Origin of the sequence: Bacillus cereus group sp. N21 (genome assembly GCF_016483395.1) — a bacterium.
Taxonomy (GTDB): Bacteria; Bacillota; Bacilli; order Bacillales; family Bacillaceae_G; genus Bacillus_A; species Bacillus_A pseudomycoides.
Genome location: NZ_JAEHBX010000004.1, coordinates 61,242 through 83,342, shown reverse-complemented (window position 1 = coordinate 83,342; position 22,101 = coordinate 61,242). Strand labels below are relative to the sequence as shown.

The window sequence follows — 22,101 nt, the reverse complement described above, 5'->3', positions numbered from 1 at the left end:
CCCCCTTTCTTACTTATCTGATGGATAGGAAGTAATGATTTTAAATCCTAATGCCCCTGATTTATCTCTCGCCAAAACGGTAACTGTATTCATAAGCTTATCTTTTACACTCATATCTCGCTTTAATACCGTTTTTCCAACAGGAAATGAATGCTTCGTATTTAATACAAGACGATTTTCTTTGGAGTTCTTTAACCATTTCTCAATTTCCTGCTCATGTTGCTTTAAGCTATCTTTTACAGCTTTTGTTGCTATCTCTTTATCATAATATGTACTTGCAGCTGATACTTTATCTGTCTGCAACCGCTTCTTTAGCTCATCTTCTGTTTTCCCAACATGTCGTTCTATCGTATGGCCATTTTTCGGTGGTCCTTCCATTTCATCTAAAATCGTATCTTTAATTTTTTCTACTGATGTTGAATTATTTTCTTTCAGGTTCGCTTTGTTTTGCTCTTGTCCCGCACAACCGCTTAAGATAAGAACCATTGCAAACAAGCTACTCAAGAAAGTACCCCATAATCGTTTCATCATATCACCTCTTTCATGATTATTATCGTAACTTCACAAAAAGTCAATTTCACATATAAAAAAAGCGTGTAGAATTCTAAAACCCTACACGCTTTGTCTTATTTTTTCTACATGAACATTTGCCTGATTGATAACAATTTCACTTTATACAATATCGTATCCTTGCTCTTCAATGGCATCTTTTAACTGCTCTATATTCACTTTTGCTTCATCATATTCAACAGCTACTGTGCCCGCTTGCAATTCAACTGCTACGCCATTTACTCCGTTTAGTTCTTGCAATGCATTTGTCACAGCCATTTTACAATGATTACATGTCATTCCTTGTACATTCAATGTTACAGTCATTTCCAATTCCTCCTTAATTATAAATCTTTTATTTATTATTTATGAGCAGCATAACCTATAATAAGGTGTATTGCTCGTAAAAACATTGGCTTCACTTTATATTTTAACACGCTTCAAACGCAAAGCGTTCGTTACAACCGAAACAGAACTAAATGCCATCGCTGCTCCAGCTACCCAAGGTTCTAACAAGCCACTTGCCGCAATGGGGATACCAATCGCATTATAAAATAATGCCCAAAATAAATTTTGACGAATATTTTTCATCGTTTTTTGGCTTAAATCAATTGCTTGTGGAATATGCCCTAAATCTCCTCCAACCAATGTAACATCAGCTGCTTCAATTGCTACATCTGCACCTGTTCCAATCGCCATCCCTATATCCGCTTTCGCTAGTGCTGGAGCATCATTAATACCATCACCAACCATTGCTACTTGCTTTCCTTTTTGCTGTAATTGTTCTACAATATTTGCCTTTTGCTCTGGCAATATTTCTGCATATACATGATTGATACCAACCTGTTTTGCAATTGCTTCAGCAGTTCGTTTATTGTCTCCTGTTACCATATAAACATCAATTCCCGCAGATTGCATCGTATGAATAGCTTCTTTTGAACTTTCTTTTATCGTGTCGGCAACAGAAATCATTCCTGCAAACTGACCCGCAATTGCTACAAGCATAACCGTTTTTCCGTTTGCTTCATGCTCAATCATTACATTCTCATATTCCGCTATATTGACGCTGTGTTCACTCATTAATTTTCGAGTCCCAATGATAACTGATTTCTCTTCTATAATCGATTCAATTCCATGCCCAGGTACTGCACGAAACGTTTCTACAGGTAGTAAAGAAACTTGATTTTGTTTTCCATATTCTACAATTGCAGAGGCTAGCGGATGTTCAGAAACGTTTTCTGCGGAAGCCGCAAATAAAAGCATGTCATCTTGCAGGATCATTACGTCTGTTACTTCTGGTTTCCCTTTTGTAACCGTACCCGTTTTATCTAATAAAACAGCATTAATTTTATGCGTTGCTTCTAAATACTCTCCACCTTTAAAAAGAATTCCTTTCTCTGCACCTTTCCCTGTTCCAACCATAATAGAAGTTGGTGTTGCCAGTCCCAGTGCACAAGGGCAGGCAATTACTAATACTGCTATAGCTACTTCAAGAGATTGCGGTAAATTTTGCGGAGTAATGGCAAAGTACCAAATTAAAAAGGCAACTGCTGCAACAACAACAACGATTGGAACAAATATACCAGAAATTGTATCTGCCATGCGCTGAATTGGTGCTTTAGACCCTTGCGCTTCTTCCACAATTTTAATAATATTTGCAAGGGCTGTATCTTTTCCAATTTTTTCAGCACGCATTGTTAACGTACCGTTTTTATTAATTGTTGCACCTATTAAAGCATCACCGACCTGTTTATCCATGGGGATTGATTCACCGGTAATCATTGCCTCATCAACTGACGAAATACCTGATAAAACAATACCATCTACAGGTATCTTTTCACCTGGTTTTACAACAATGGTATCACCAATAACAACACTTTCGATTGGAATTAACATGTCACGTCCATCACGAATGACCAATGCCTCTTTTGCTTGTAGACTTACTAATTTTGAGATCGCTTCCGTTGTTCTTCCTTTCGCAACAGATTCGAAATATTTTCCAACAAGAATTAATGTGATGAGCACTGCACTCGTTTCAAAATACAGCTGCGGTGAATACGATGGATTTTGTAATGTTTTCAAACCTTCATATAAGCTATAAAAATACGCGGCTGATGTACCAAGTACAACAAGCACATCCATATTCGCACTTTTATTTCGTAAAGAACGGTATGCGCCAATATAAAATTGTGAACCGATATAAAATTGTACTGGTGTTGCAAACAATAATTGCACCCACGGATTCATTAAAAAATGCGGCATCCATACCCCCGTTTCAAATGGCATATGCGCTACCATTGTATAGAGAAGCGGTAATGATAACAGAATAGAAAGAAATAGCTGTTTTCGTTTCCCTTTTAATTTGTCTGCTTTTTTATTTGGTTCAGTCTCTTCTTGGAGCTTTCCTTTGTAACCGAGTTTCGTTATTTTTTCTAAAATAGATTCTATAGTAATAGGGCCATCTTTATATACGATTGTTGCAGTGTTCATCGCCAGATTAACAGTAATACTCTCGATTCCCTCCATTTTTCCAATTACTTTTTCAATCCGATTTGAACATGCGGCACACGTCATTCCATCAATATCTAGACTTACCTTTTTCGTCCGAACTTCATAACCAAGTTTCTCAATACGATTTGTGATTGACTCTGCAGATTGCGCGTCCACATCGTATTGAACCGTTGCTTGTTCCATAGCTAAATTTACATTTACTTCTACACCTTCTAACTTATTTAACACCTTCTCAATTCTGGCTGAACAAGCTGAACATGTCATCCCATCAATACCAACCGTGATCTGTTTTGTCTGACCCATACAGTTCGTCTCCTTTCTATTTTGAGAACTGTTTGATGACTTTCATTAACTCTTGAATAGACTCATCTCCATTACCTTCTTGAATCGCTTTAGCGACACAATGATTTGTATGTCGCTCTAACAATGAAAAACCGACTTTATTTAACGCTGCTTGCACCGCAGAAATTTGAATCAATACATCTACACAATAACGATTTTCTTCAATCATTTTTTGTATACCGCGCACTTGACCTTCAATCCTTTTTAAGCGTTTTACAACCTTCTCGATCTCTTCGTCCGTTCGCGGAACCATCTTTTCTTGATTTGAACAATGGTTCATCTGTATACCCCCTCCTTTATATACATTATACCCGTAAGGGGTATAATGTTGCAAGTTTTTAACTGTGAAAATTTATATTTTTTAATTAAAATCCACACTTGCCTATATTGACCAAATATGGTGTAATGCTAAAAAAGACAAAGGACTATAACTATATGCAAGAAATGATTCACAATTTACTCACAGAGCATCACACGATTGCAATTCCACTCAGTATTCTATTCAATATCATCATCAGCTTGGCAGGATTTATTCCAAGCATATTTTTAACAGCCATCAACATACAACTTTTCGGTTTAACAGATGGAACAATTATTTCAATCGCAGGCGAAGCATTGGGAGCAATTGTCTCATTTTATTTCTATCGACTAGGTTTTCAAAAATTGACTCATAACAAATTAAACAATTATCCAAAAGTAGAACGCCTTCTTTATGTACAAGGTAAAGAAGCCTTTTTACTCGTTCTATCATTTCGGCTTGTTCCATTTATTCCGTCAAGCATTATCACCTTATTTGCAGCATTAGGAACAATATCGTTATTCTCTTTCAGTATTGCAAGTACACTAGGAAAAATACCGGCATTACTCATTGAAGTGTATTCTGCATACCATGTCATGAACGGAACAAGTGAAGCAAAGTGGATTATCACGATTGCCGGTTGCATCGGAGTATTATATACATGGAAGAAGTGGAAGAAAAAATAAAAAGGAGCATCTGCTCCTTTTTATTTTTTCTAAAGAAGAATGGACCTTATTTTACACCAACTGCATCATATGACTGCTTCACCGCTGTAACTTCAGCAGAGTTCGCACCATATAAATCCGCAGCTGCTTGTACTAAGCCAGCACGCGCTTGACTAAACGTAGTAGATTCAGTGAAATATTGTGTATTTGCACGATAATAGATTGCGCCTGCTTTATCTTTACCAATGCCATTTACTGTTACACCGTAATGCGTACCACCATTTGCTAGTAAGTAAGCCGCTTTATTAATAATACCACTGTTCGTATGAACACCACCGTTATCACTTGAACCAGTATAACGTTTAGAATAATGATCTGGATCGCCATATTTCGCTGGATCACTCATAGAGCGAAGCGCATCTCCCGATTTGCCAGGCGTATAAATATCCTCACCAATTTCCCAATCTGGATTACGATTATCATAGTATTCTACTAATGTACCAAAAACATCAGAAATCGCTTCATTTAACGCACCTGACTCATTTTGATAAATTAAATTCGAACTATTTTCTGTAACAGCATGCGTTAATTCATGTCCAATTACATCTAATCCACCTGAAAGTGAAGTGAATGTAACTCCATCACCATCTCCATATACCATTTGTGAACCGTCCCAGAAAGCATTATTGTAATTACTTCCGTAGTGGACCGTTGATTTTAACGGCGCCCCTGCATCATTAACGGAGTTTCGATTAAACGTATTTTTATAATAATCATATGTTACACCCGCATAATAATGAGCATCTACTGCAGCTGCATCACGGCTTGCATTGAAAACATTATCTGTATCTGTCCATAATGTCCCTGGTAATGTAGAGCGATTTTTCGCATCATATGTGAAAATCGTTGCTCCACGTGTATTATCTTGTAAATAATAAGTAGATCCAGATAGTGTTGTATTAATAGATTTTGTATCTCCTAGTACACCTTTACCTGTTCCAACTTTATTTGTCCCTGTAACAGGTTTTACAACTGCTTTACCTTCCTGTTTAGCATTTTCTTGCTTAAGTGGTGCTTGATTTTCACCATTCACATGATCAATTGTATTGTATTTATTTAATACTTTACCACTTTCTGCCTCAATGAAATAATAATAGTTTCCTGGTTTTGGCTCTAAGAAGTTTAATTTCACAACATATGCATAAGTTGTGTCCTCACCATTTTGATATACATATAAATCTGCTGATGGCTCTACCTCATATTTTGGAGTTAATCCTAAGTCTTGCTGTGCAATTGCAATTGCTTTTTTGCCTTCAATCTTATTTTTATTTTTTAATTTTTCCTTTTTATCTAAATCAGGTACAACTGTTCCAGATAAAACTTTCAATGAACCATCTTTACTAACATGAGCTAGTTGAGTAGACCCCCATACTGGTGTACCTTCATATACTTGTTGCATACGTACCACTGTTGCATCAGTTACAGAATCTTTTTTCACTTGTTTCACTTTGAAAGAATCCTCTGCACTCTTTTCCCCTAACTTATACTCTCCTTTTGCTGCATTTAGATAATCAAATACAACAGATTCTGCTTTCTTTCCAGTTGCTCCAGTCAAATCTCCAGAGATAAACTCAGGTGACTGTACTGCTTCATTGTACTTTTTCGTAGAGAGCACATTCTTTGAATCTGCAAATGCAGAACTTGTCCCTCCAAATGTTGTAACTGCCATTCCTGCCGCTAATACAAATGCTAAACTCTTCTTTTTCATATAACCTTCCCCCTAATAAAAAATTTTTTGAAAAAGAGTAATTTTATATTAGCATTAGGTTTCCAATATTGATATACTGAAAATTCAAAAAAATCTTTTCTCAAGTTTTGTAGAATTTTGGCGAACAATTATTGAGAAAGGCCCTTTCCGTTTGGAAAGGGCCTTTCTTGGTAATTTATTATACATTTACTGTTTCTGCTGCATTCGTTTCTTGACCATAGTTATCTGGTTTCCAAGCACACTGCACATCGAATGCTACCGCTAAAACCGTTATAATTACAAAGGTTCCTAAGATTATCTTTTTCATACTATAACCCCTCCTTCTTCTTCTAACAACATAATTGCTAATTTATAATATCGATTACTTTCTTGAAATTCCGATGATTCTTCAAAGTATTCCGCTAATTCTAAGTATACCTTCTTTAAATCTTTCATATTTTTTTCACCCTTAAAGAAAGGCACTGCCTCTATTTCTAAAAACTTCTTATATACCTCTTTTTTTCCATAATACTTATATTGAAGAATTAATAATAAGTGCAACATACTTTTATATCTGTCATCTTTTCTTGCAGCAGAAATTCCTTTTTCAATCCAACCTCTCGCTTCTTCAAATTCTTTTAACTGAATGCATTGCAAAGAAATCTCATACATAGCATCAATATAATTTAAATCTTCTTCTTTTTTATACTGTAGACCCTCCAAATAATATTCTTTTGCTTTTTCATAATTATTTTGACGATAATATAAGTACCCCATATTATTCAAGGCAATTGACATGATATTATCTTTATCCGCAAAAGAATCAGCCTCTCTTAAAATATGATTATAAATTCCCATAGCTTCACTATACTGTTTTTTTCGTATATAACTGAAAGCGATTAAAAGTTGACAGTTGATTACATGCCGAAACTTATATTCATTTCGAAAACCTTCTAACGCAACATTCGCAAAGTACAATGTCATATGATCGATTTCCATCTGACTATACGTAAGTGCTAAATTATAATATATCCCCGTTTCATAATAACCTTGTTCTTTCGCCATAGACTCTGTTTTTAACAAATGCTCTAATGCCTGTTTATATTTATATTGCATGCAATATAATAAAGCCCTACTATACGTATACAGCAACTTCTGAAACGGAGAATACTTCTTATACATCTTCTTTAATTTCTCTAGTTCTTCTTCAAGCGCAGGAAGATCTCTTTTCATAATCAAATAACGTGTATACAGCAGATTATAATAATTTATAATTTCAAAATCTAAGACATTTTTCATTTCAGACTGTAATTCGTTATATATGCGTTCAACCTGTTGCTTGTCCAAATGAACTAATGCATTTAACCAATCATCTAATTTCTCTTTCACTTCTTCTTCTACATCTCTCAAATCCGACACGGCAATCTCTAACCTCGCGCAGAGCAACTGCAAGATTTCCTCCGATGCTTCTATTTTTCCATTTTCAATCTTACTTAAATATGAGACGGAACAAATGCCCTGACATAATTCTTCTTGTGTCATTTTTTGCTGCAGCCGCTTATAAAAAACTTGTTTGCCGATTTTTTCTAAAGTTTGTTGCATTGTCCTCCTCCATTCTCATTTACCCCCACTACTTTAATAATACATAAAAATGCCAAAAATATAAATTGATAAATGTAAATTTTCTAAAAGTTTTTCGATAAATTTGTTTTATTCCAATTGAAGTAGCTAAATTTCATGCTAAAAACATGTTATATCACCTATATTACCAAACATTAAAATCACTCTTTCTTATTAGAAATGGATTCTTTGGCATAAACTAGAAAAAACGATATAATATAACCAAATTACGGAGGTGTTTTCACAATGAATCATTATAAAGATGATAGTTACGCCTTACATACAGATTTATATCAAATCAACATGACTTATACATATTGGAAAGACGGCATTCATAATCGCCGCTCTGTTTTTGATTTATATTTCCGAAAGCTTCCATTTAAAAATGGTTATGCCATTTTTGCTGGTCTTGAAAAAATTATAGAATACATAGAGAATTTTCGTTTTACCGAAAGTGATATCACTTATTTAAAAGAGCTACAATTTGAAGAAGAGTTTCTACAATATTTACAAAACATGAGGTTTACCGGGACAATTCGTAGTATGCAAGAAGGAGAAGTTGTTTTTAATAACGAGCCATTATTGCGCGTTGACGCACCGCTTGGTGAAGCTCAAATTATTGAAACCGCCTTGTTAAACATTGTGAATTACCAAACATTAATCGCTACAAAAGCAGCTCGCATGAAACATGCAGCGAACAATGATGAACTATTAGAATTTGGCACACGCCGTGCTCATGAATTTGATGCGGCCCTTTGGGGTACACGCGCAGCCTTTATCGGTGGATTTTCTTCTACAAGCAATGTCCGTGCTGGAAAACGATTTGGTATTCCAGTTGCTGGTACGCATGCTCATTCCTTTGTCCAAGCATACCGTGATGAATATATTGCATTTAAAAAGTATGCTGAAACACATAAAAAATGTGTTTTTCTTGTCGATACATACGACACATTAAAATCTGGTGTACCAAATGCCATTCGCATCGCGAAAGAATTTGGTGACCGCATTGATTTTTATGGTATTCGTCTTGATAGCGGCGATATGGCTTATTTATCAAAAGAGGCACGAAAACTACTTGATGCAGCTGGATTTACAAATACAAAAATCATCGCTTCTAGTGATTTAGATGAATATACAATTATGCATTTAAAATCACAAGGGGCAAAAATTGATGTATGGGGCGTCGGAACAAAATTAATTACATCATTTGAGCAACCTGCCTTAGGAGCTGTTTATAAGTTAGTTGCGATTGAGGATGCGAATGGCACATTAAATGATACGATTAAAATCTCTTCTAATCCTGAAAAGATTACAACGCCAGGATTAAAACGAATTTATCGAATCATTAATCGCGTTAACAATCATGCAGAAGGTGATTATATCGCTTTAGAATCAGAAGAACCTGAGCAGGAAGAACGTTTAAAAATGTTCCATCCTGTCCATACGTACATCAGTAAATTCGTGACAAACTTTGAAGCACGCGAGCTTCATCATAACATTTTCAAAAATGGTAAAAGAACATATGAATTACCTAACATATTAGACATTCAAAAATACACAGAAAACAGCTTAGCACTATTTTGGGAAGAATATATGAGAACACTAAATCCCGAAGAATATCCTGTAGATTTAAGCCAAGAATGCTGGGATCATAAAATGAATTACATTCAAACCGTACGGGATCAGGTTGCAAAAAATATACAAAAATAAAAAGAGAAGCCTTCGCTTCTCTTTTTACCCCGCTATTTACGGGCAGTAATATCCCCCACCTCAAAGTTCAGCAAAAGAAGTTAGCTGGGAGATAAATTGCCCGTAAAAGCCCGATTCGTGAGGGCTAATAATCAGTGGGAGATATCCCCCACTGATTAAAGTTTCACTTTATTTTACAAATCTTTCACTCTAAGCACACGCATCGCATTCAATACAGCAAGTAGCGTAACACCCACATCTGAGAAAACAGCTTCCCACATTGTTGCAATTCCAAATGCACCAAGTAATAAGACCAGTCCTTTCACACCAAGTGCAAAGATAATATTTTGCCATACAATGTTCCGTGTACGTTTGGCAATTTTGACAGCCGTTGCGATTTTAGAAGGTTCATCTGTCATGATTACAATATCCGCCGCCTCGATTGCTGCATCAGATCCTAATCCACCCATCGCAATCCCGACGTCTGCTCTCGCTAATACTGGTGTATCATTAATACCATCACCAACGAACGCAACTTTTTCTTTCGCTTGTTTTGCACTATCAATTTTTTCAATTTCTTCTACTTTTTGTTGTGGCAATAATTCAGCGTGAACCTCATCTAAGCCAAGCTCCTTACCAACAGCTTCTCCAACTAATTTCGCATCACCTGTTAACATTACCGTTTTCTTAATACCAAGTTCTTTCAACTTTTGAATTGCTTGTTTTGAGTCCTCTTTTACTTCATCTGAGATGACAATATAACCAGCGTATGCACCGTCTACAGCAACGTGAACAAGCGTGCCCACTGTTTGCGGCTGTTCAAATGTAATATTTTCTTTTTTCATTAATTTTGCATTGCCCGCAAAAATTTCTTTACCTTGTACTTTTACAACTGTACCATGACCGGAAATTTCACTATAATCCTCAATCATATTTTCATCAATTGATTTTCCATATGCACTTCGAATAGATTGTGCAATTGGATGATTTGAATAAACTTCCGCAAATGCAGCATATTCAAGGAGTTCTTCTTTTGTAGTTGCTCCATTTGGCTCCATCTTCGTTACCTTGAATACACCTTTTGTTAATGTTCCTGTTTTGTCAAAGACGATATGTTTCACATCATTCAGTGCTTCTAAATAGTTACTTCCTTTGATTAAAATACCGTTTTTAGAGGCTCCACCAATACCGCCAAAGAATCCAAGTGGAATAGATACCACTAATGCACATGGACAAGAAATAACAAGAAACACTAATGCACGATAAATCCAATCAGAGAATGTAGCCCCTTCTAAAATAAGAGGTGGAATAAACGCTAATGCCGCTGCTGTAATAACTACGACCGGAGTATAGTAACGCGCAAATTTCGTAATAAAGTTTTCTGTTGGTGCTTTTCGGCTACTTGCGTTTTGTACTAAATCTAAAATTTTCGATACAGTTGATTCACCAAATTCTTTTGTTACTTCAATTGTTAACACACCATTTTGGTTCACAAAACCACTTAATACATCTTTCCCAACTTCTACTTCACGCGGTACAGATTCACCTGTTAATGCTGAAGTATCTACCATTGATGTTCCCTCAACTACTTTCCCATCTAATGGTACTTTCTCACCTGGTTTAACAATGATATAATCTCCAATTTGTACATCTTCCGGTGAGACTTGTTTTGTTTCATTGCCAACTTTAACGTTTGCATAATCAGGACGAATATCCATTAATGAAGTAATCGATTTTCGAGAACGATTCACCGCAATACTCTGGAATAACTCACCTACTTGATAAAACAGCATAACTGCGACAGCCTCTGGATATTGCCCGATTGCAAATGCTCCAAGTGTAGCGATTGCCATTAGAAAGTTTTCATCAAATACTTGCCCGCGTGTTATGTTTCTCACAGCTCGCCAAACAATATCTCCACCAATGAGTAAATATGCGATAACGAAAAGTGGAATTGTTATCATTTGTGGTAATCCTGCAAGTGCAGCGACTCCTGTTAAAACACCACCAATCGCTAAGCGCCATAGCATTTTCTTCACATTTCCTTCACCGTGATCGTGACTATGTCCATGATCATGACCTGTTTTTTCTTCACGGACAACTTTTACATCTGGCTCTAATTTATGAACAATATTTTTAATATCTTGTACTGTCGTTTCAAGCTCTTTTTTATTTGCCACTTCTATTTTTAATTTCTTCGATACAAAGTCAACAGCGGCCTCTGAAACCGTAGGCATCTCTTTTACCTTTGTTTCAATCTTCATTGCACAATTTGCACAATCTAGCCCTTCTAATACAAATACTTCTTTTACAACTTTTGTTTTCTGTTCATCCTTTACTTGAATGTGCGGTTCTAATTTCGTAACAAGCTGTTTCGCTTCAGCAACAACATTATTTTCTTTATTTTGTTCTGTTTCTAAAGTCATTGTCTTAGTTGCGAAGTTCATGGAACAAGAGGAGACACCTTCTAATCCTCCGACCCCTTTTTCAATTTTCATCGCACAGTTCGCACAATCTAATCCTTCTAACACAAGTTTTCGTTTCACTAGTGCTTCTGCCATCTTTCTCCCTCCTTGTGCTTTTATTTTCTATTCTTCCTCATTTACGTGTTCAAATGCTTGCTCAAAGATATGAATTACGTGATGGTCAGCTAATGAATAATACACAACCTTTCCTTCTTTACGGTTTTTCACAAGTTTTGCTTGCTTTAAAACACGCAACTGATGAGAAATAGATGATTGTGTCATGCCGAGTAAATACGCTAAGTCACATACGCACATTTCTGCTTCAAATAATACGTGTAAAATGCGGGTACGCGTACAGTCACCTAATACTTTAAATAATTCTGCCACTTTACTTAAACTTTCGTCAGCTGGAATCGTTTGTTTCACTTGATCAACAACTTCTCCATGGATAATTGTTTGAGAACATGCTTCTTGACATGTTTCTACTTTATTTTCAGCCATTATAGCTCACCTCTTCATTTGAACATATGAACAACCATTCATATATCTTATACTTTCATTATATGAGCGCCCATTCATATGTGTCAATAAAATCCGTAACAAATTTTCCGAACATTTTGTTCAAATTTAAAAACATATCACTTATTTTCCACATCCGTTATATTCTTCATACAAAAAGGATGTACGAAAGTTTCTATCCTTTCGTACATCCTTTTTTCTTCATTTATTCACCTTTCACTGCATCAACAATTAAAGAAACAAACCCTAACTTTCCATCCTGATTTCTATGATCAAAGCGTTTAGACCGATAAATAAATCCTTCTTTTTCATCCCAATCATTATAATGAAACTCTCCGCTCTCATCACAATACTCCAAAAGCTTCACCTGAAATCCTGCGCTCTCAAACATGGATATTATCGTTTTATAATTGTGAACAATTTTATGGCTCGCCGCTGGATGATCTAGTGGTCCAGGTCCCCCAACTTGTACCCCTTCTTGATATTCTTCATCCGGGAAAAAGCTATCCGGAACCGCACAGCGAATATAACCACCGTTCTTTAAAAATTCATAACACACTTTCGCTGCTTCTACACCTTCCTCATATGATAAATGCTCCCATACATGCTCCGCTAAAATTACCTCTAAAGAGTTACTATCAAACCTTTTTATCCAATCTTCTCTTTTTAATAAATTCAATTCATCTTCATTTGTATGTAACCATCCTGGGTTATTGTTAATTTCTCCTGCACCAACAACAATTTTTAATTCGTCTTTTACAACCATCATTTCATCCCTTTGAATATTTCAACATATAAATTCTACAAGATACTACTTTTTCCTCCTTTGACCAAAAGAAAAAACCTTGCGCGCTCCCTAGGCACACAAGGCTTACAATTTATTATATCCCCTTAATTAGCTTTTTCTAAGCTATCTTGCGAACTTGTATCTTCTTTTAAATGACTATGTTTTTTCGAATAAACAAAGTATACAACTACTCCAATTGCTAACCAAGCACCGAAGTACATCCATGTTGTTAATGGTAGATTGAACATTAAGAATAGACAACATGCGATTGAAATGATTGGTAAAATTGGTACAAGTGGTACCATAAATCCGCGCTTTAAATTCGGATGTGTTTTACGAAGAATGATAACAGATACACCAACCATCGCAAATGTTAATAACGCTCCAATATTCGCTAAATTCGACAATTCTTTTAAATCGATAAATCCAGCAATTAAAGCACTACCAATCCCTGTTAACCAAGTTGAAAATGTTGGTGCTTCTGTCTTCTTGTTAATTTTCGCAAAAGATTCTGGCAATAAACCGTCACGACTCATTGCAAAGAATACACGTGTTGTTGCGTAAATATAAGCAAAAATTACAGCCATAATACCAATTACGGCTCCAATAGCAATTACACCAGCTACTTTATCTTGTCCGACAACTTCTAGTACATAAGCCATTGCTTCTGGTACATCTAATTCTTTATAAGAAACCATACCAGTCATAACAAGACAAACTGCAACATAAATGATCGTACAAATAACTAACGAAGCAATGATACCAATTGGAAGGTCACGCTGTGGATTTTTTACTTCTTCTGCTGAAGTTGCTAATGCATCAAAACCTAGGAAAGCAAAGAATACTGCTGCTCCTCCGGCAAAGACTCCACTTAAACCGTACGGTGTAAATGGTACCCAGTTCTCTGGTTTTACGTAGAATACACCAACTGCAATAAATAAGACAACAATAGCAATTTTAATTAATACCATTGCGTTATTTACACGCTTACTCTCTTTCGTACCACGTGATAACAACCATGTTAATACGAGCGTGATGATTACTGCTGGCAAGTTCACAATACCACCTTGAGATGGAATCGTTAACAGCGCTTTTGGAATTTCCAATCCAAATCCACTTATCAGGTTATGGAAGTAACCTGTCCATCCGCCAGCTACGGCCGCTGTTGTTACAACATATACAGATAGTAACGTCCATCCCATTAAATGGGCTACAAACTCACCAATTGTTGCATAAGAATATGTGTATACACTACCTGAAACAGGAAGTGTCGAAGCAACTTCCGCATAACATAATGCTGCAAATCCACAAACAATTGCTGCAATCATAAATGAAAAAATAACTGCTGGACCAGCATCTCTTGCTGCCACTAATCCAGTTAATACAAGAACTCCTGTACCGATTATCGCACCAATCCCTAGCATTGTTAGGTCAAATGCCCCTAGTGTTTTCGTCAAAGTTTTACTTTGACTTTCCCCTAACAGTTGCGTAACGGATTTCTTTTTAAATAGGTTGGCCACGATGTATGCCCCCTTTGACTAAGAAGAGCTAAGAGGTCTTCTCTCTTAGCTCTTATCATGTTGTATTAAATATTGTTCGATTTTTAGTTTGTATTATGCTTCAATTAGCAAGATACAGTTTCTGCTTCTAATAATTCTTTTGCACCTTTGTATTCTACACCGTGAGCTTCTGCAACTGCTTCGAATGTTACATAACCAGCTAATGTATTAATACCTTTTAATAATGCAGAGTTGCCTAGGCAAGCTTCTTTGTAGCCTCTGTTTGCAATTTGTACTGCGTATGGTACTGTTACGTTTGTTAATGCAAGAGTTGATGTACGTGGAACCGCACCTGGCATGTTTGCAACTGCATAATGAACAACGCCGTGTTTTTCATAAGTTGGGTTATCATGAGTTGTAATACGATCAGTTGTCTCGAAAATACCACCTTGGTCAATTGCGATATCTACTACAACAGAACCTGGTTCCATTGATTTAATCATTTCTTCTGTTACAAGTTTTGGCGCTTTTGCACCTGGAATTAATACCGCACCGATTACAAGATCAGACTCTTTTACAGCTTCTGCGATGTTGTAAGGGTTAGACATTAGAGTTTTCACTTGGTTACCGAAAATGTCATCTAATTGACGAAGACGTTCTGCACTTAAGTCGATGATTGTTACATCCGCACCTAGTCCAACTGCAATTTTAGCAGCATTTGTACCAGCTTGTCCACCACCGATAATTGTTACTTTACCACGTTTTACTCCTGGAACGCCTGCAAGTAAGATACCTTTGCCGCCTTTGTTTTTCTCAAGGAATTGTGCACCAATTTGTGCAGACATACGACCAGCTACTTCACTCATAGGTGCAAGTAATGGTAAAGAACGGTTTTCTAATTGTACTGTTTCATAAGCGATTGAAACAACTTTCTTTTCAATTAATGCTTTTGTTAATTCTGGTTCTGGAGCTAAGTGTAAGTATGTGAATAAGATTAAACCTTCGCTAAAGTGCTTGTATTCGCTTTCAATTGGTTCCTTAACTTTCATTACCATATCCATGTTCCAAGCTTCTTCAGCTGTATCAACGATTTTTGCACCTGCTTCAACGTACTCAGCATCTGTAAAACCAGATCCTATACCTGCACCCTTTTGAATGAATACTTCGTGATTGTTACGAACTAAATGTACAACACCAGCTGGTGTCATTGCCACACGGTTTTCGTTGTTTTTAATTTCTGTTGGTACCCCAATACGCATAATGAAATGCCCCCTTATAATTAACAGAAAAAAGGAATTCTTTTTTCTTTTTTTAATAATTAATAACTTATGTCCTTATTCTAGCATAACTTAAAAGTTATGAAAACGCTAACATACTAGATTTTAAAAGTTTTTATATTTTGAATAGTGTAAATATAAAGAACTTTATTTTTCAGGGGAATTTCTCATATTCCGTTTATCTATCACTCTCTTTTTATTATAACCTTTGCAATCCAACGTTATCCTTTTATTATTCAACAATAATATAACAATGTGAAAAAACAATACAAATCGCATACATATGCAATTAAAATCCCCTGTAACATTTTAGAAGTATATTCTTTTTTATATAAATCCATTTTAATTTTTCAACATATAAATGACTGCTATGAAGAGAAGAAGGTGACTTTACACTCGGTTGTTCTTGGCATGGGGCTAAAAAAGACTCTGACCGCTTCTATACATGGCCGGATGCTCTCTCCCACCTGAAAATTAGATTTTATGTCGGTTTTTCAATTTGTACTTATATAATAAAAACAGCTACCGATATTTAACCGGCAGCTGGATAACCTATGAATAACTTTGAAAATAAATCTTCCGTTGTTTCTGTAATCTTATCAAACACATCTGTTTCACTTTCTTCTTGCTCTTTCATCATTTTAACGGTTTCTTGTGCATCCACAGGGTAGTCTGTAACAATCCCATCGACATTAAGCTTATAATATTTTTTAAAGCTTTCCATATCATTTACAGTCCATACATAAATTGACTTATTTAACTTTCGTGCTGCTTTTACTAAGCTTTTATTTAACATATATTCTTCTGCAACATAAAAATCTGCTTGAAGGTATTTTAAATTTGCTCTACTTGCATATAAAATATATCCTACCTTTATGTTTGGATTTGCACGTTTAAATTCTTTAATGAGCGGATAATGCAATGTTTGAATGACACATTGTTTTTCAAAGTCATTTTCCTTTATTGTTTTCAATACTTTCTTTACAAAATCTTTTTCATTTCCGTGCAGTTTCACTTCTATATTGAGTTTTATCTTGTTTTTCGCAAGCTTAATCATCTCATCAAGTGTACTAATTCTTCCCGTGAATCCATCTTGATGAAGAGTAAGCTTTCGAAGCTCATCCATCGTCAAATCCGATACTTGTACATTGGCATTCGCAAGACGCTTTAAGTTCAAATCATGTATCACTGCCAATTCACCATCTTTTGTTTGCAACACATCAATTTCAGCATACTCTGCTTTTGCATCAATCGCACCTTGCAAGGCCTCTTTCGTATTCTCTACTCCTTTGGAAACATATCCACGATGCGCCATAATAACGGGTTCTTTATATGAATTCGTAATAAACGTCACAATAAAAGCAACAACCACGCCCACGGTGAAAATACCAACAATATATACACCAATAAACTTCAAACGATGCTTTTTAAAAAAACATTTATCTGCTTTTGTTTTGGAATAATCTAAGCCTTCTTCTAATAAAACATCTTCAACTGGAACCTTTTGTAAATAAAGTCTTGTCAATGCCATAATATAAAACGGCGTTACAATAAAACTAAATAAATATAATGTACTCGTCAAAAATACAGATAGGGTAGATTCCGCTAATAAAGCAAATGTTCCTTTTGGATTCGTAAATTCATACACACACCATAAAAGTAATAAGTACAGACCCATAAATAAAACGAACATAATCCCTATCGAGATAAAAAGTCCGACTAAAAAGAATAAGACTTTAAAAAAGCTTTCTTTTACCAACTTTGCACTCTTACGTGCAGCTGTGCGAAATGGTTTTTCTTCTAAAACAATAATAGGAAAAACAAAAATCCATCTCAAATTTAAATACGCAACTACAGCAAAAAAGGTATAATACCCTACTTGCCCCATTGTCGTTTTAAACAATTCCCCTGTAATAAAATTAGGAATTTGAATTTCAGGGATTAGTGCAGATTTATAACCGACGCTTAAAAGAGGTAACAAGATTACCGCATACAAAATAAATCCTGGTAAACAATATGTGAAAAGAGAAGGTAAATACGTTACCGTTTTATACAGAATCGGACGCAATTTTACCCTTTGTCGTTTATGTGCAAAATACGAAATAATGATAAGTACCGCAAATTCCGTAAAAATGAGAAAAAGTGCCAATATCGATAAAATGAAAATAGCTGCGATACCATATGGAGTTTTCAAAAAAGCTAGCAATTCATCGTTTGTCGCATTTGCATAGCCGCCCCAATACAACAACTTATTAAAAATCATACCGAATAACGGTATAAATACAATGGCTGCTAATAGTTTATAAACAAGCTGAAACGCCAACACATTCCAAAAAGCAAATTGTACTGTTTGAAAGGAATGTTTCATGACTCCTGGTATAGATAGTCTTTTACGGTGTAGCATAAATTCCTCCAAATTCTAACACTATATTTGAGATGGATTCCATATTTCTATTTCAAATCCATCTTTTTTATAATAATATATTCCGCTTAATACGAACACTCTTATACATCCCAAAAAGAGTGACAGGCACACCCCCATCACTCTTTCTCATTTTCACCACACTATTGACGGTCAGTAAGACCCCCACTGACTAAAATTTTACCTTATTTTTTCTCTAATCCTTGTCCAAATGCTTTTAAAAAGCTAAATCCAAAAGTAATGGCTCTGTTAATATCCGGGTCTTTTAATACTTTAAAGAAGTCCATAACCTTTGTTTTCTTACCCTTTTTTAATTCGTCTGTTGCAAATTGTAATCCTGTAACTAAACTCGATGTCACCTGTTTTGTTACTTCTGGATCAACAGAAGATAGCGCTTCTCCTGCCCCCATCATATTATTTAATGCATTTTTTACCGGTTCACGATTTAATTGCTCAACAGCAATTTTAGAAACATCTTCTTTTGCAGCAAGCAAACTAATTGCTGCATCTAATATGCCAGCTTGTTGCAACTGTGCTAACAATTGCATCGTCTCTTCTACCGCTTCACGATTCTCAGCTAATTGGGTTAGCAGTTCATCTGATAACTGTTGTTTCTTTTCTGCTTCTGTAATGACCTTTTTCTGAATCAATGTAATTTCTTTTGCCACGTTCTTCGCCCCCTAGTTCTGATCCACAAGTGATACGTACTGCTTTCTCTGCCATTTCTGCTGAATTTCAACACCATTTTGCGGATGACGCTTTTTATCTCTTGGGTTTGAAGCAGGAAGTGGACGATTTCCTTTTTCACGTAGTACACGCATTTTCACCATCGTTTGTTTATAAGCCGGTGTACACGTATATAGGTCTGTCGCTGTTCCTGTTAAAATATTAATCGCTTCTTCATTTACTGTCGCATGCATCGGTAAATATAACTCGTTTCCAGTCACACGATCTGTAATAAGTGCCTGTACTTTGATTTTCCCAAACGGTGATGTCAGTTCTACAAGGCCACCATCTTTCACATTCCGCTCAGTAGCAAGCTCAGGTGAAATCTCAACAAACACCTCAGAAATTTTGGATAGAATCCCCACTGATTTATTTGTCATATTTCCTTCATGGAAATGTTCTAACATGCGACCATTATTTAATAATAAATCGTAGTCTTCTGGCGCTACAACTGGCGGCACCCATTCATCTAGTGAAAGACGGGCTTTTTTATCAGGGAAATTAAAACCATCGACATATAATAACGGTGTATCACTACCGTCATGACTTCCCCAGCATAAACTGTTCCATCCTTCTAAACGATCATATGTTGCTTGTGAATAGAGCGGCGCAAGTGATGCAATTTCATCCATAATTTCACTTGGGTTCTCATAATTCCAATCCCCACCAAGTACACGTGCTACTTTTTGTAAAATCCACCAGTCTGGTTTAGAATCACCAAGCGGTTTCATAACTTCATATAAACGTTGAATACGGCGCTCTGTATTTGTAAATGTTCCCTCTTTTTCTAAACTTGGTGCTGCTGGTAAAATAACATCCGCAAAGCGCGCTGTTTTTGATAAGAACATATCTTGAACAACAAGGAAATCAAGATTTGCTAAAATATGCTGTACATGATTTGCATTTGAATCTACTAAAGCCATTTCTTCTCCCATAACATACATACCACGCAATTTTCCTTCTTCTGCTGCAAGTAGCATCGCAATGTTATTTAGCCCTGGCTCTTTCGGAATCGTAGTTCCATATGCTTTTTCAAATTTCGCACGCATTGCATCATCCGATACCGCTTGATAACCTGGAAGCCAGTTTGGTAATGTTGCCATATCACAAGCACCTTGTACATTATTATGTCCGCGGAGTGGATATGCACCTGCACCCGGGCGACGATAGTTACCTGTTACAAGAAGTAAGTTTGAAATCGCTGCAGATGTTGTACTTCCTCCTGTATTTTGTGTAACACCCATACCCCAAAGTATACAAGTACCATCTGCTTCATATACCATACGAGCCATTTCTTTTAATGTATCTTTAGAAATACCTGTAATACTTTCCGTATAATCAAGTGTATATTTTTCTAACATCTTGCTATATTCATCAAAATTCTTCACATTTTCATCTAAGAATTTTTTATCATGCCAATCTTGATCAATAATATATTTTGTTACACCAGCAAGCCATACATAGTCAGTTCCTTGGCGCGGATGAACAAACAAATCAGCACGCTCTGCCATTTCATGTTTGCGAAGGTCCGCTACAATTAGTTTTTGTTCATGCAATTTGTGAGCACGTTTTACACGTGTTGCAAGTACTGGATGTCCCTCTGTCGGGTTTGCACCGACAACAATGACTAGTCCTGCCTCAGCAATATCTTTCACTGTCCCAGCGTCACCGCCCATACCAACAGTTTTAAATAAACCATCTGTTGCTGGCGATTGACAGTAACGAGAACAGTTATCCACATTATTTGTTCCATATATTTGACGAGCTAACTTTTGCATTAAATAGTTTTCTTCATTTGTTACTTTTGAAGAAGAGATAAAGCCAAATGCATCACTACCATGTTCCGATTTAATATGTTGCATATTGGACGCAACAACTTCTAATGCTTCTTCCCATGATGCTTCAACGAACATATCCCCTTGACGAATCAAAGGCTTCGTAATACGGTCTTCACTGTTTACAAAGTCCCATCCGAACTTTCCTTTCACACATGTAGAAATTCCGTTTACTGGTGCGTCTGATACAGGTTGTACTTTTAAAATTTGACGATCCTTCGTCCACACTTCAAACGAACAGCCTACACCGCAAAATGTACAAACTGTTTTCGTCTTATTAATCTTCGTTGCACGCATTGCAGATTCAACTTCTGAAACTGCTAAAATACTACTATATCCAGGTTCTACATCCTTTACAAAATCAATCATTGGGTCTAAAACATTTGGTTTCAATCCAGTCATGAATCCAGCTTCCCCAAGCATAGATTTTTCCATTAATGCGTTACAAGGGCAAACTGTTACACATTGTCCGCAACTAACACAAGAGGAATCGTTAATACTCACCCCATTATCCCAAATAACACGCGGACGATCTAAACTCCAATCAATCGATAATGTTTCGTTTACTTGTAAATTCTGACATACTTCTACACATTGTCCACAAGCAATACATTGATTGGGATCGTAACGATAAAATGGATGAGTCATATCCACTTCTTTTGCACTAACTTTCGGTTCATATGGATATTTCTGTTCTTCAATTCCCATCATATGTACCGTATTATGGACTTTACAGTTCCCGTTATTATTATCACATACTGTACAATACAATAAATGATTCTCTAATATTCGATCCATCGCTTCCGTTTGTGCTTCTTTTGCGCGCGCTGATTGTCTTTCGATATGCATACCATTTTCTAATTTCGTTGAACAAGCACGCATTAATTTTCCATCCACTTCTACAATACATGTATCACAAGTTTGAATTGGATCAACCTCTGGTACGTGACAAATTTGTGGGTGCTCTAAATTACTTTCGTTAAATAATTGCAGTATCGTCTTTTCACCAGATGAAAGAAATTCCTTTCCATCTACGGTTACACGAACCGTTTGTTCTGCCATAGTTTCCCCTCTCCTTACAACTAACTGTACAATATAGTTTTGAATCCGTTTTCAAAACTATATTGCTGTACATTTTTTGAAACGCTCT

General features: G+C 36.1%; 17 protein-coding genes. 2 read left to right on the top strand and 15 right to left on the bottom strand.

What is annotated here, in order from left to right:
- Positions 1-9: 9 nt before the first annotated feature.
- The 4 genes from JDS96_RS03490 to JDS96_RS03475 form a co-directional block, all read right to left on the bottom strand.
- Positions 10-528: an RNase A-like domain-containing lipoprotein gene (locus tag JDS96_RS03490; protein ID WP_199666029.1), complete on the bottom strand. Its 519-nt coding sequence runs from the start codon at positions 526-528 to the stop codon at positions 10-12.
- A 144-nt stretch (positions 529-672) separates the two neighbouring features.
- Positions 673-876 carry a copper chaperone CopZ gene (gene copZ, locus JDS96_RS03485; RefSeq protein WP_003195128.1) on the bottom strand — a complete coding sequence of 68 codons (204 nt, stop codon included), beginning with the start codon at positions 874-876 and terminating at the stop codon, positions 673-675.
- A 96-nt stretch (positions 877-972) separates the two neighbouring features.
- Complete coding sequence (locus JDS96_RS03480; RefSeq protein ID WP_199666028.1) at positions 973-3,363, bottom strand: heavy metal translocating P-type ATPase; 2,391 nt, start codon at positions 3,361-3,363, stop codon at positions 973-975.
- A 16-nt stretch (positions 3,364-3,379) separates the two neighbouring features.
- A complete protein-coding gene (locus JDS96_RS03475) occupies positions 3,380-3,682 on the bottom strand; it encodes a metal-sensing transcriptional repressor (protein WP_098206485.1) in 303 nt (100 codons plus the stop codon).
- A 155-nt stretch (positions 3,683-3,837) separates the two neighbouring features.
- Here JDS96_RS03475 and JDS96_RS03470 point away from each other — a divergent pair, with 155 nt between their 5' ends.
- Positions 3,838-4,386, top strand: coding sequence for a TVP38/TMEM64 family protein (locus tag JDS96_RS03470; RefSeq protein ID WP_199666027.1), 549 nt, complete (start codon positions 3,838-3,840; stop codon positions 4,384-4,386).
- Between the two features lie 46 nt (positions 4,387-4,432).
- Here JDS96_RS03470 and JDS96_RS03465 read toward each other — a convergent pair whose 3' ends face one another.
- From JDS96_RS03465 to JDS96_RS03455, 3 genes are all read right to left on the bottom strand, one after another.
- A complete protein-coding gene (locus tag JDS96_RS03465; protein WP_199666026.1) occupies positions 4,433-6,133 on the bottom strand; it encodes a M4 family metallopeptidase in 1,701 nt (566 codons plus the stop codon).
- Positions 6,134-6,311: 178 nt separating this feature from the next.
- Positions 6,312-6,440 carry an NprX family peptide pheromone gene (locus tag JDS96_RS03460; RefSeq protein ID WP_018765584.1) on the bottom strand — a complete coding sequence of 43 codons (129 nt, stop codon included), beginning with the start codon at positions 6,438-6,440 and terminating at the stop codon, positions 6,312-6,314.
- Entirely contained in the window at positions 6,437-7,714 is a 1,278-nt protein-coding gene (locus tag JDS96_RS03455; RefSeq protein ID WP_018765585.1) for a helix-turn-helix domain-containing protein, read from the bottom strand. Before JDS96_RS03455 ends, JDS96_RS03460 begins: the two co-directional genes overlap by 4 nt.
- Before the next feature lie 264 nt (positions 7,715-7,978).
- Here JDS96_RS03455 and JDS96_RS03450 point away from each other — a divergent pair, with 264 nt between their 5' ends.
- The gene (locus JDS96_RS03450) at positions 7,979-9,442 is read left to right on the top strand and encodes a nicotinate phosphoribosyltransferase (RefSeq protein WP_199666025.1); all 1,464 of its coding nucleotides are present in this window, start codon (positions 7,979-7,981) and stop codon (positions 9,440-9,442) included.
- Positions 9,443-9,615: 173 nt separating this feature from the next.
- Here JDS96_RS03450 and JDS96_RS03445 read toward each other — a convergent pair whose 3' ends face one another.
- The 8 genes from JDS96_RS03445 to fdhF all read right to left on the bottom strand — a co-directional run bounded on the left by JDS96_RS03445 (position 9,616) and on the right by fdhF (position 22,013).
- Complete coding sequence (locus tag JDS96_RS03445) at positions 9,616-11,982, bottom strand: heavy metal translocating P-type ATPase (RefSeq protein WP_199666024.1); 2,367 nt, start codon at positions 11,980-11,982, stop codon at positions 9,616-9,618.
- 27 nt (positions 11,983-12,009) lie between these two features.
- Positions 12,010-12,387 carry an ArsR/SmtB family transcription factor gene (locus tag JDS96_RS03440; RefSeq protein WP_199666023.1) on the bottom strand — a complete coding sequence of 126 codons (378 nt, stop codon included), beginning with the start codon at positions 12,385-12,387 and terminating at the stop codon, positions 12,010-12,012.
- 223 nt (positions 12,388-12,610) lie between these two features.
- Positions 12,611-13,174, bottom strand: a complete 564-nt coding sequence (locus JDS96_RS03435) for a class I SAM-dependent methyltransferase (RefSeq protein WP_003205860.1) — start codon at positions 13,172-13,174, stop codon at positions 12,611-12,613.
- A gap of 122 nt (positions 13,175-13,296) precedes the next feature.
- Entirely contained in the window at positions 13,297-14,712 is a 1,416-nt protein-coding gene (locus tag JDS96_RS03430; RefSeq protein WP_097786923.1) for an amino acid permease, read from the bottom strand.
- Positions 14,713-14,816: 104 nt separating this feature from the next.
- Positions 14,817-15,950 carry an alanine dehydrogenase gene (gene ald, locus JDS96_RS03425; RefSeq protein ID WP_199666022.1) on the bottom strand — a complete coding sequence of 378 codons (1,134 nt, stop codon included), beginning with the start codon at positions 15,948-15,950 and terminating at the stop codon, positions 14,817-14,819.
- A 550-nt stretch (positions 15,951-16,500) separates the two neighbouring features.
- Positions 16,501-18,372, bottom strand: a complete 1,872-nt coding sequence (locus tag JDS96_RS03420) for a glycerophosphoryl diester phosphodiesterase membrane domain-containing protein (RefSeq protein ID WP_033795868.1) — start codon at positions 18,370-18,372, stop codon at positions 16,501-16,503.
- Between the two features lie 203 nt (positions 18,373-18,575).
- Positions 18,576-19,058 (bottom strand): helical membrane plugin domain-containing protein, encoded by a 483-nt coding sequence (locus JDS96_RS03415; RefSeq protein WP_003194949.1) that lies wholly within the window; start codon positions 19,056-19,058, stop codon positions 18,576-18,578.
- Positions 19,059-19,070: 12 nt separating this feature from the next.
- A complete protein-coding gene (fdhF, locus tag JDS96_RS03410; RefSeq protein WP_003194950.1) occupies positions 19,071-22,013 on the bottom strand; it encodes a formate dehydrogenase subunit alpha in 2,943 nt (980 codons plus the stop codon).
- Between the last annotated feature and the right edge of the window lie 88 nt (positions 22,014-22,101).

Bases quoted from the DNA above. Each gene is read 5' to 3' on its own strand.
- JDS96_RS03490 (WP_199666029.1), bottom strand. From the start codon at position 528: ATGAAACGATTATGGGGTACTTTCTTGAGTAGCTTGTTTGCAATGGTT.
- copZ (WP_003195128.1), bottom strand. From the start codon at position 876: ATGACTGTAACATTGAATGTACAAGGAATGACATGTAATCATTGTAAA.
- JDS96_RS03480 (WP_199666028.1), bottom strand. From the start codon at position 3,363: ATGGGTCAGACAAAACAGATCACGGTTGGTATTGATGGGATGACATGT.
- JDS96_RS03475 (WP_098206485.1), bottom strand. From the start codon at position 3,682: ATGAACCATTGTTCAAATCAAGAAAAGATGGTTCCGCGAACGGACGAA.
- JDS96_RS03470 (WP_199666027.1), top strand. From the start codon at position 3,838: ATGCAAGAAATGATTCACAATTTACTCACAGAGCATCACACGATTGCA.
- JDS96_RS03465 (WP_199666026.1), bottom strand. From the start codon at position 6,133: ATGAAAAAGAAGAGTTTAGCATTTGTATTAGCGGCAGGAATGGCAGTT.
- JDS96_RS03460 (WP_018765584.1), bottom strand. From the start codon at position 6,440: ATGAAAAAGATAATCTTAGGAACCTTTGTAATTATAACGGTTTTAGCG.
- JDS96_RS03455 (WP_018765585.1), bottom strand. From the start codon at position 7,714: ATGCAACAAACTTTAGAAAAAATCGGCAAACAAGTTTTTTATAAGCGG.
- JDS96_RS03450 (WP_199666025.1), top strand. From the start codon at position 7,979: ATGAATCATTATAAAGATGATAGTTACGCCTTACATACAGATTTATAT.
- JDS96_RS03445 (WP_199666024.1), bottom strand. From the start codon at position 11,982: ATGGCAGAAGCACTAGTGAAACGAAAACTTGTGTTAGAAGGATTAGAT.
- JDS96_RS03440 (WP_199666023.1), bottom strand. From the start codon at position 12,387: ATGGCTGAAAATAAAGTAGAAACATGTCAAGAAGCATGTTCTCAAACA.
- JDS96_RS03435 (WP_003205860.1), bottom strand. From the start codon at position 13,174: ATGATGGTTGTAAAAGACGAATTAAAAATTGTTGTTGGTGCAGGAGAA.
- ald (WP_199666022.1), bottom strand. From the start codon at position 15,950: ATGCGTATTGGGGTACCAACAGAAATTAAAAACAACGAAAACCGTGTG.
- JDS96_RS03420 (WP_033795868.1), bottom strand. From the start codon at position 18,372: ATGCTACACCGTAAAAGACTATCTATACCAGGAGTCATGAAACATTCC.
- fdhF (WP_003194950.1), bottom strand. From the start codon at position 22,013: ATGGCAGAACAAACGGTTCGTGTAACCGTAGATGGAAAGGAATTTCTT.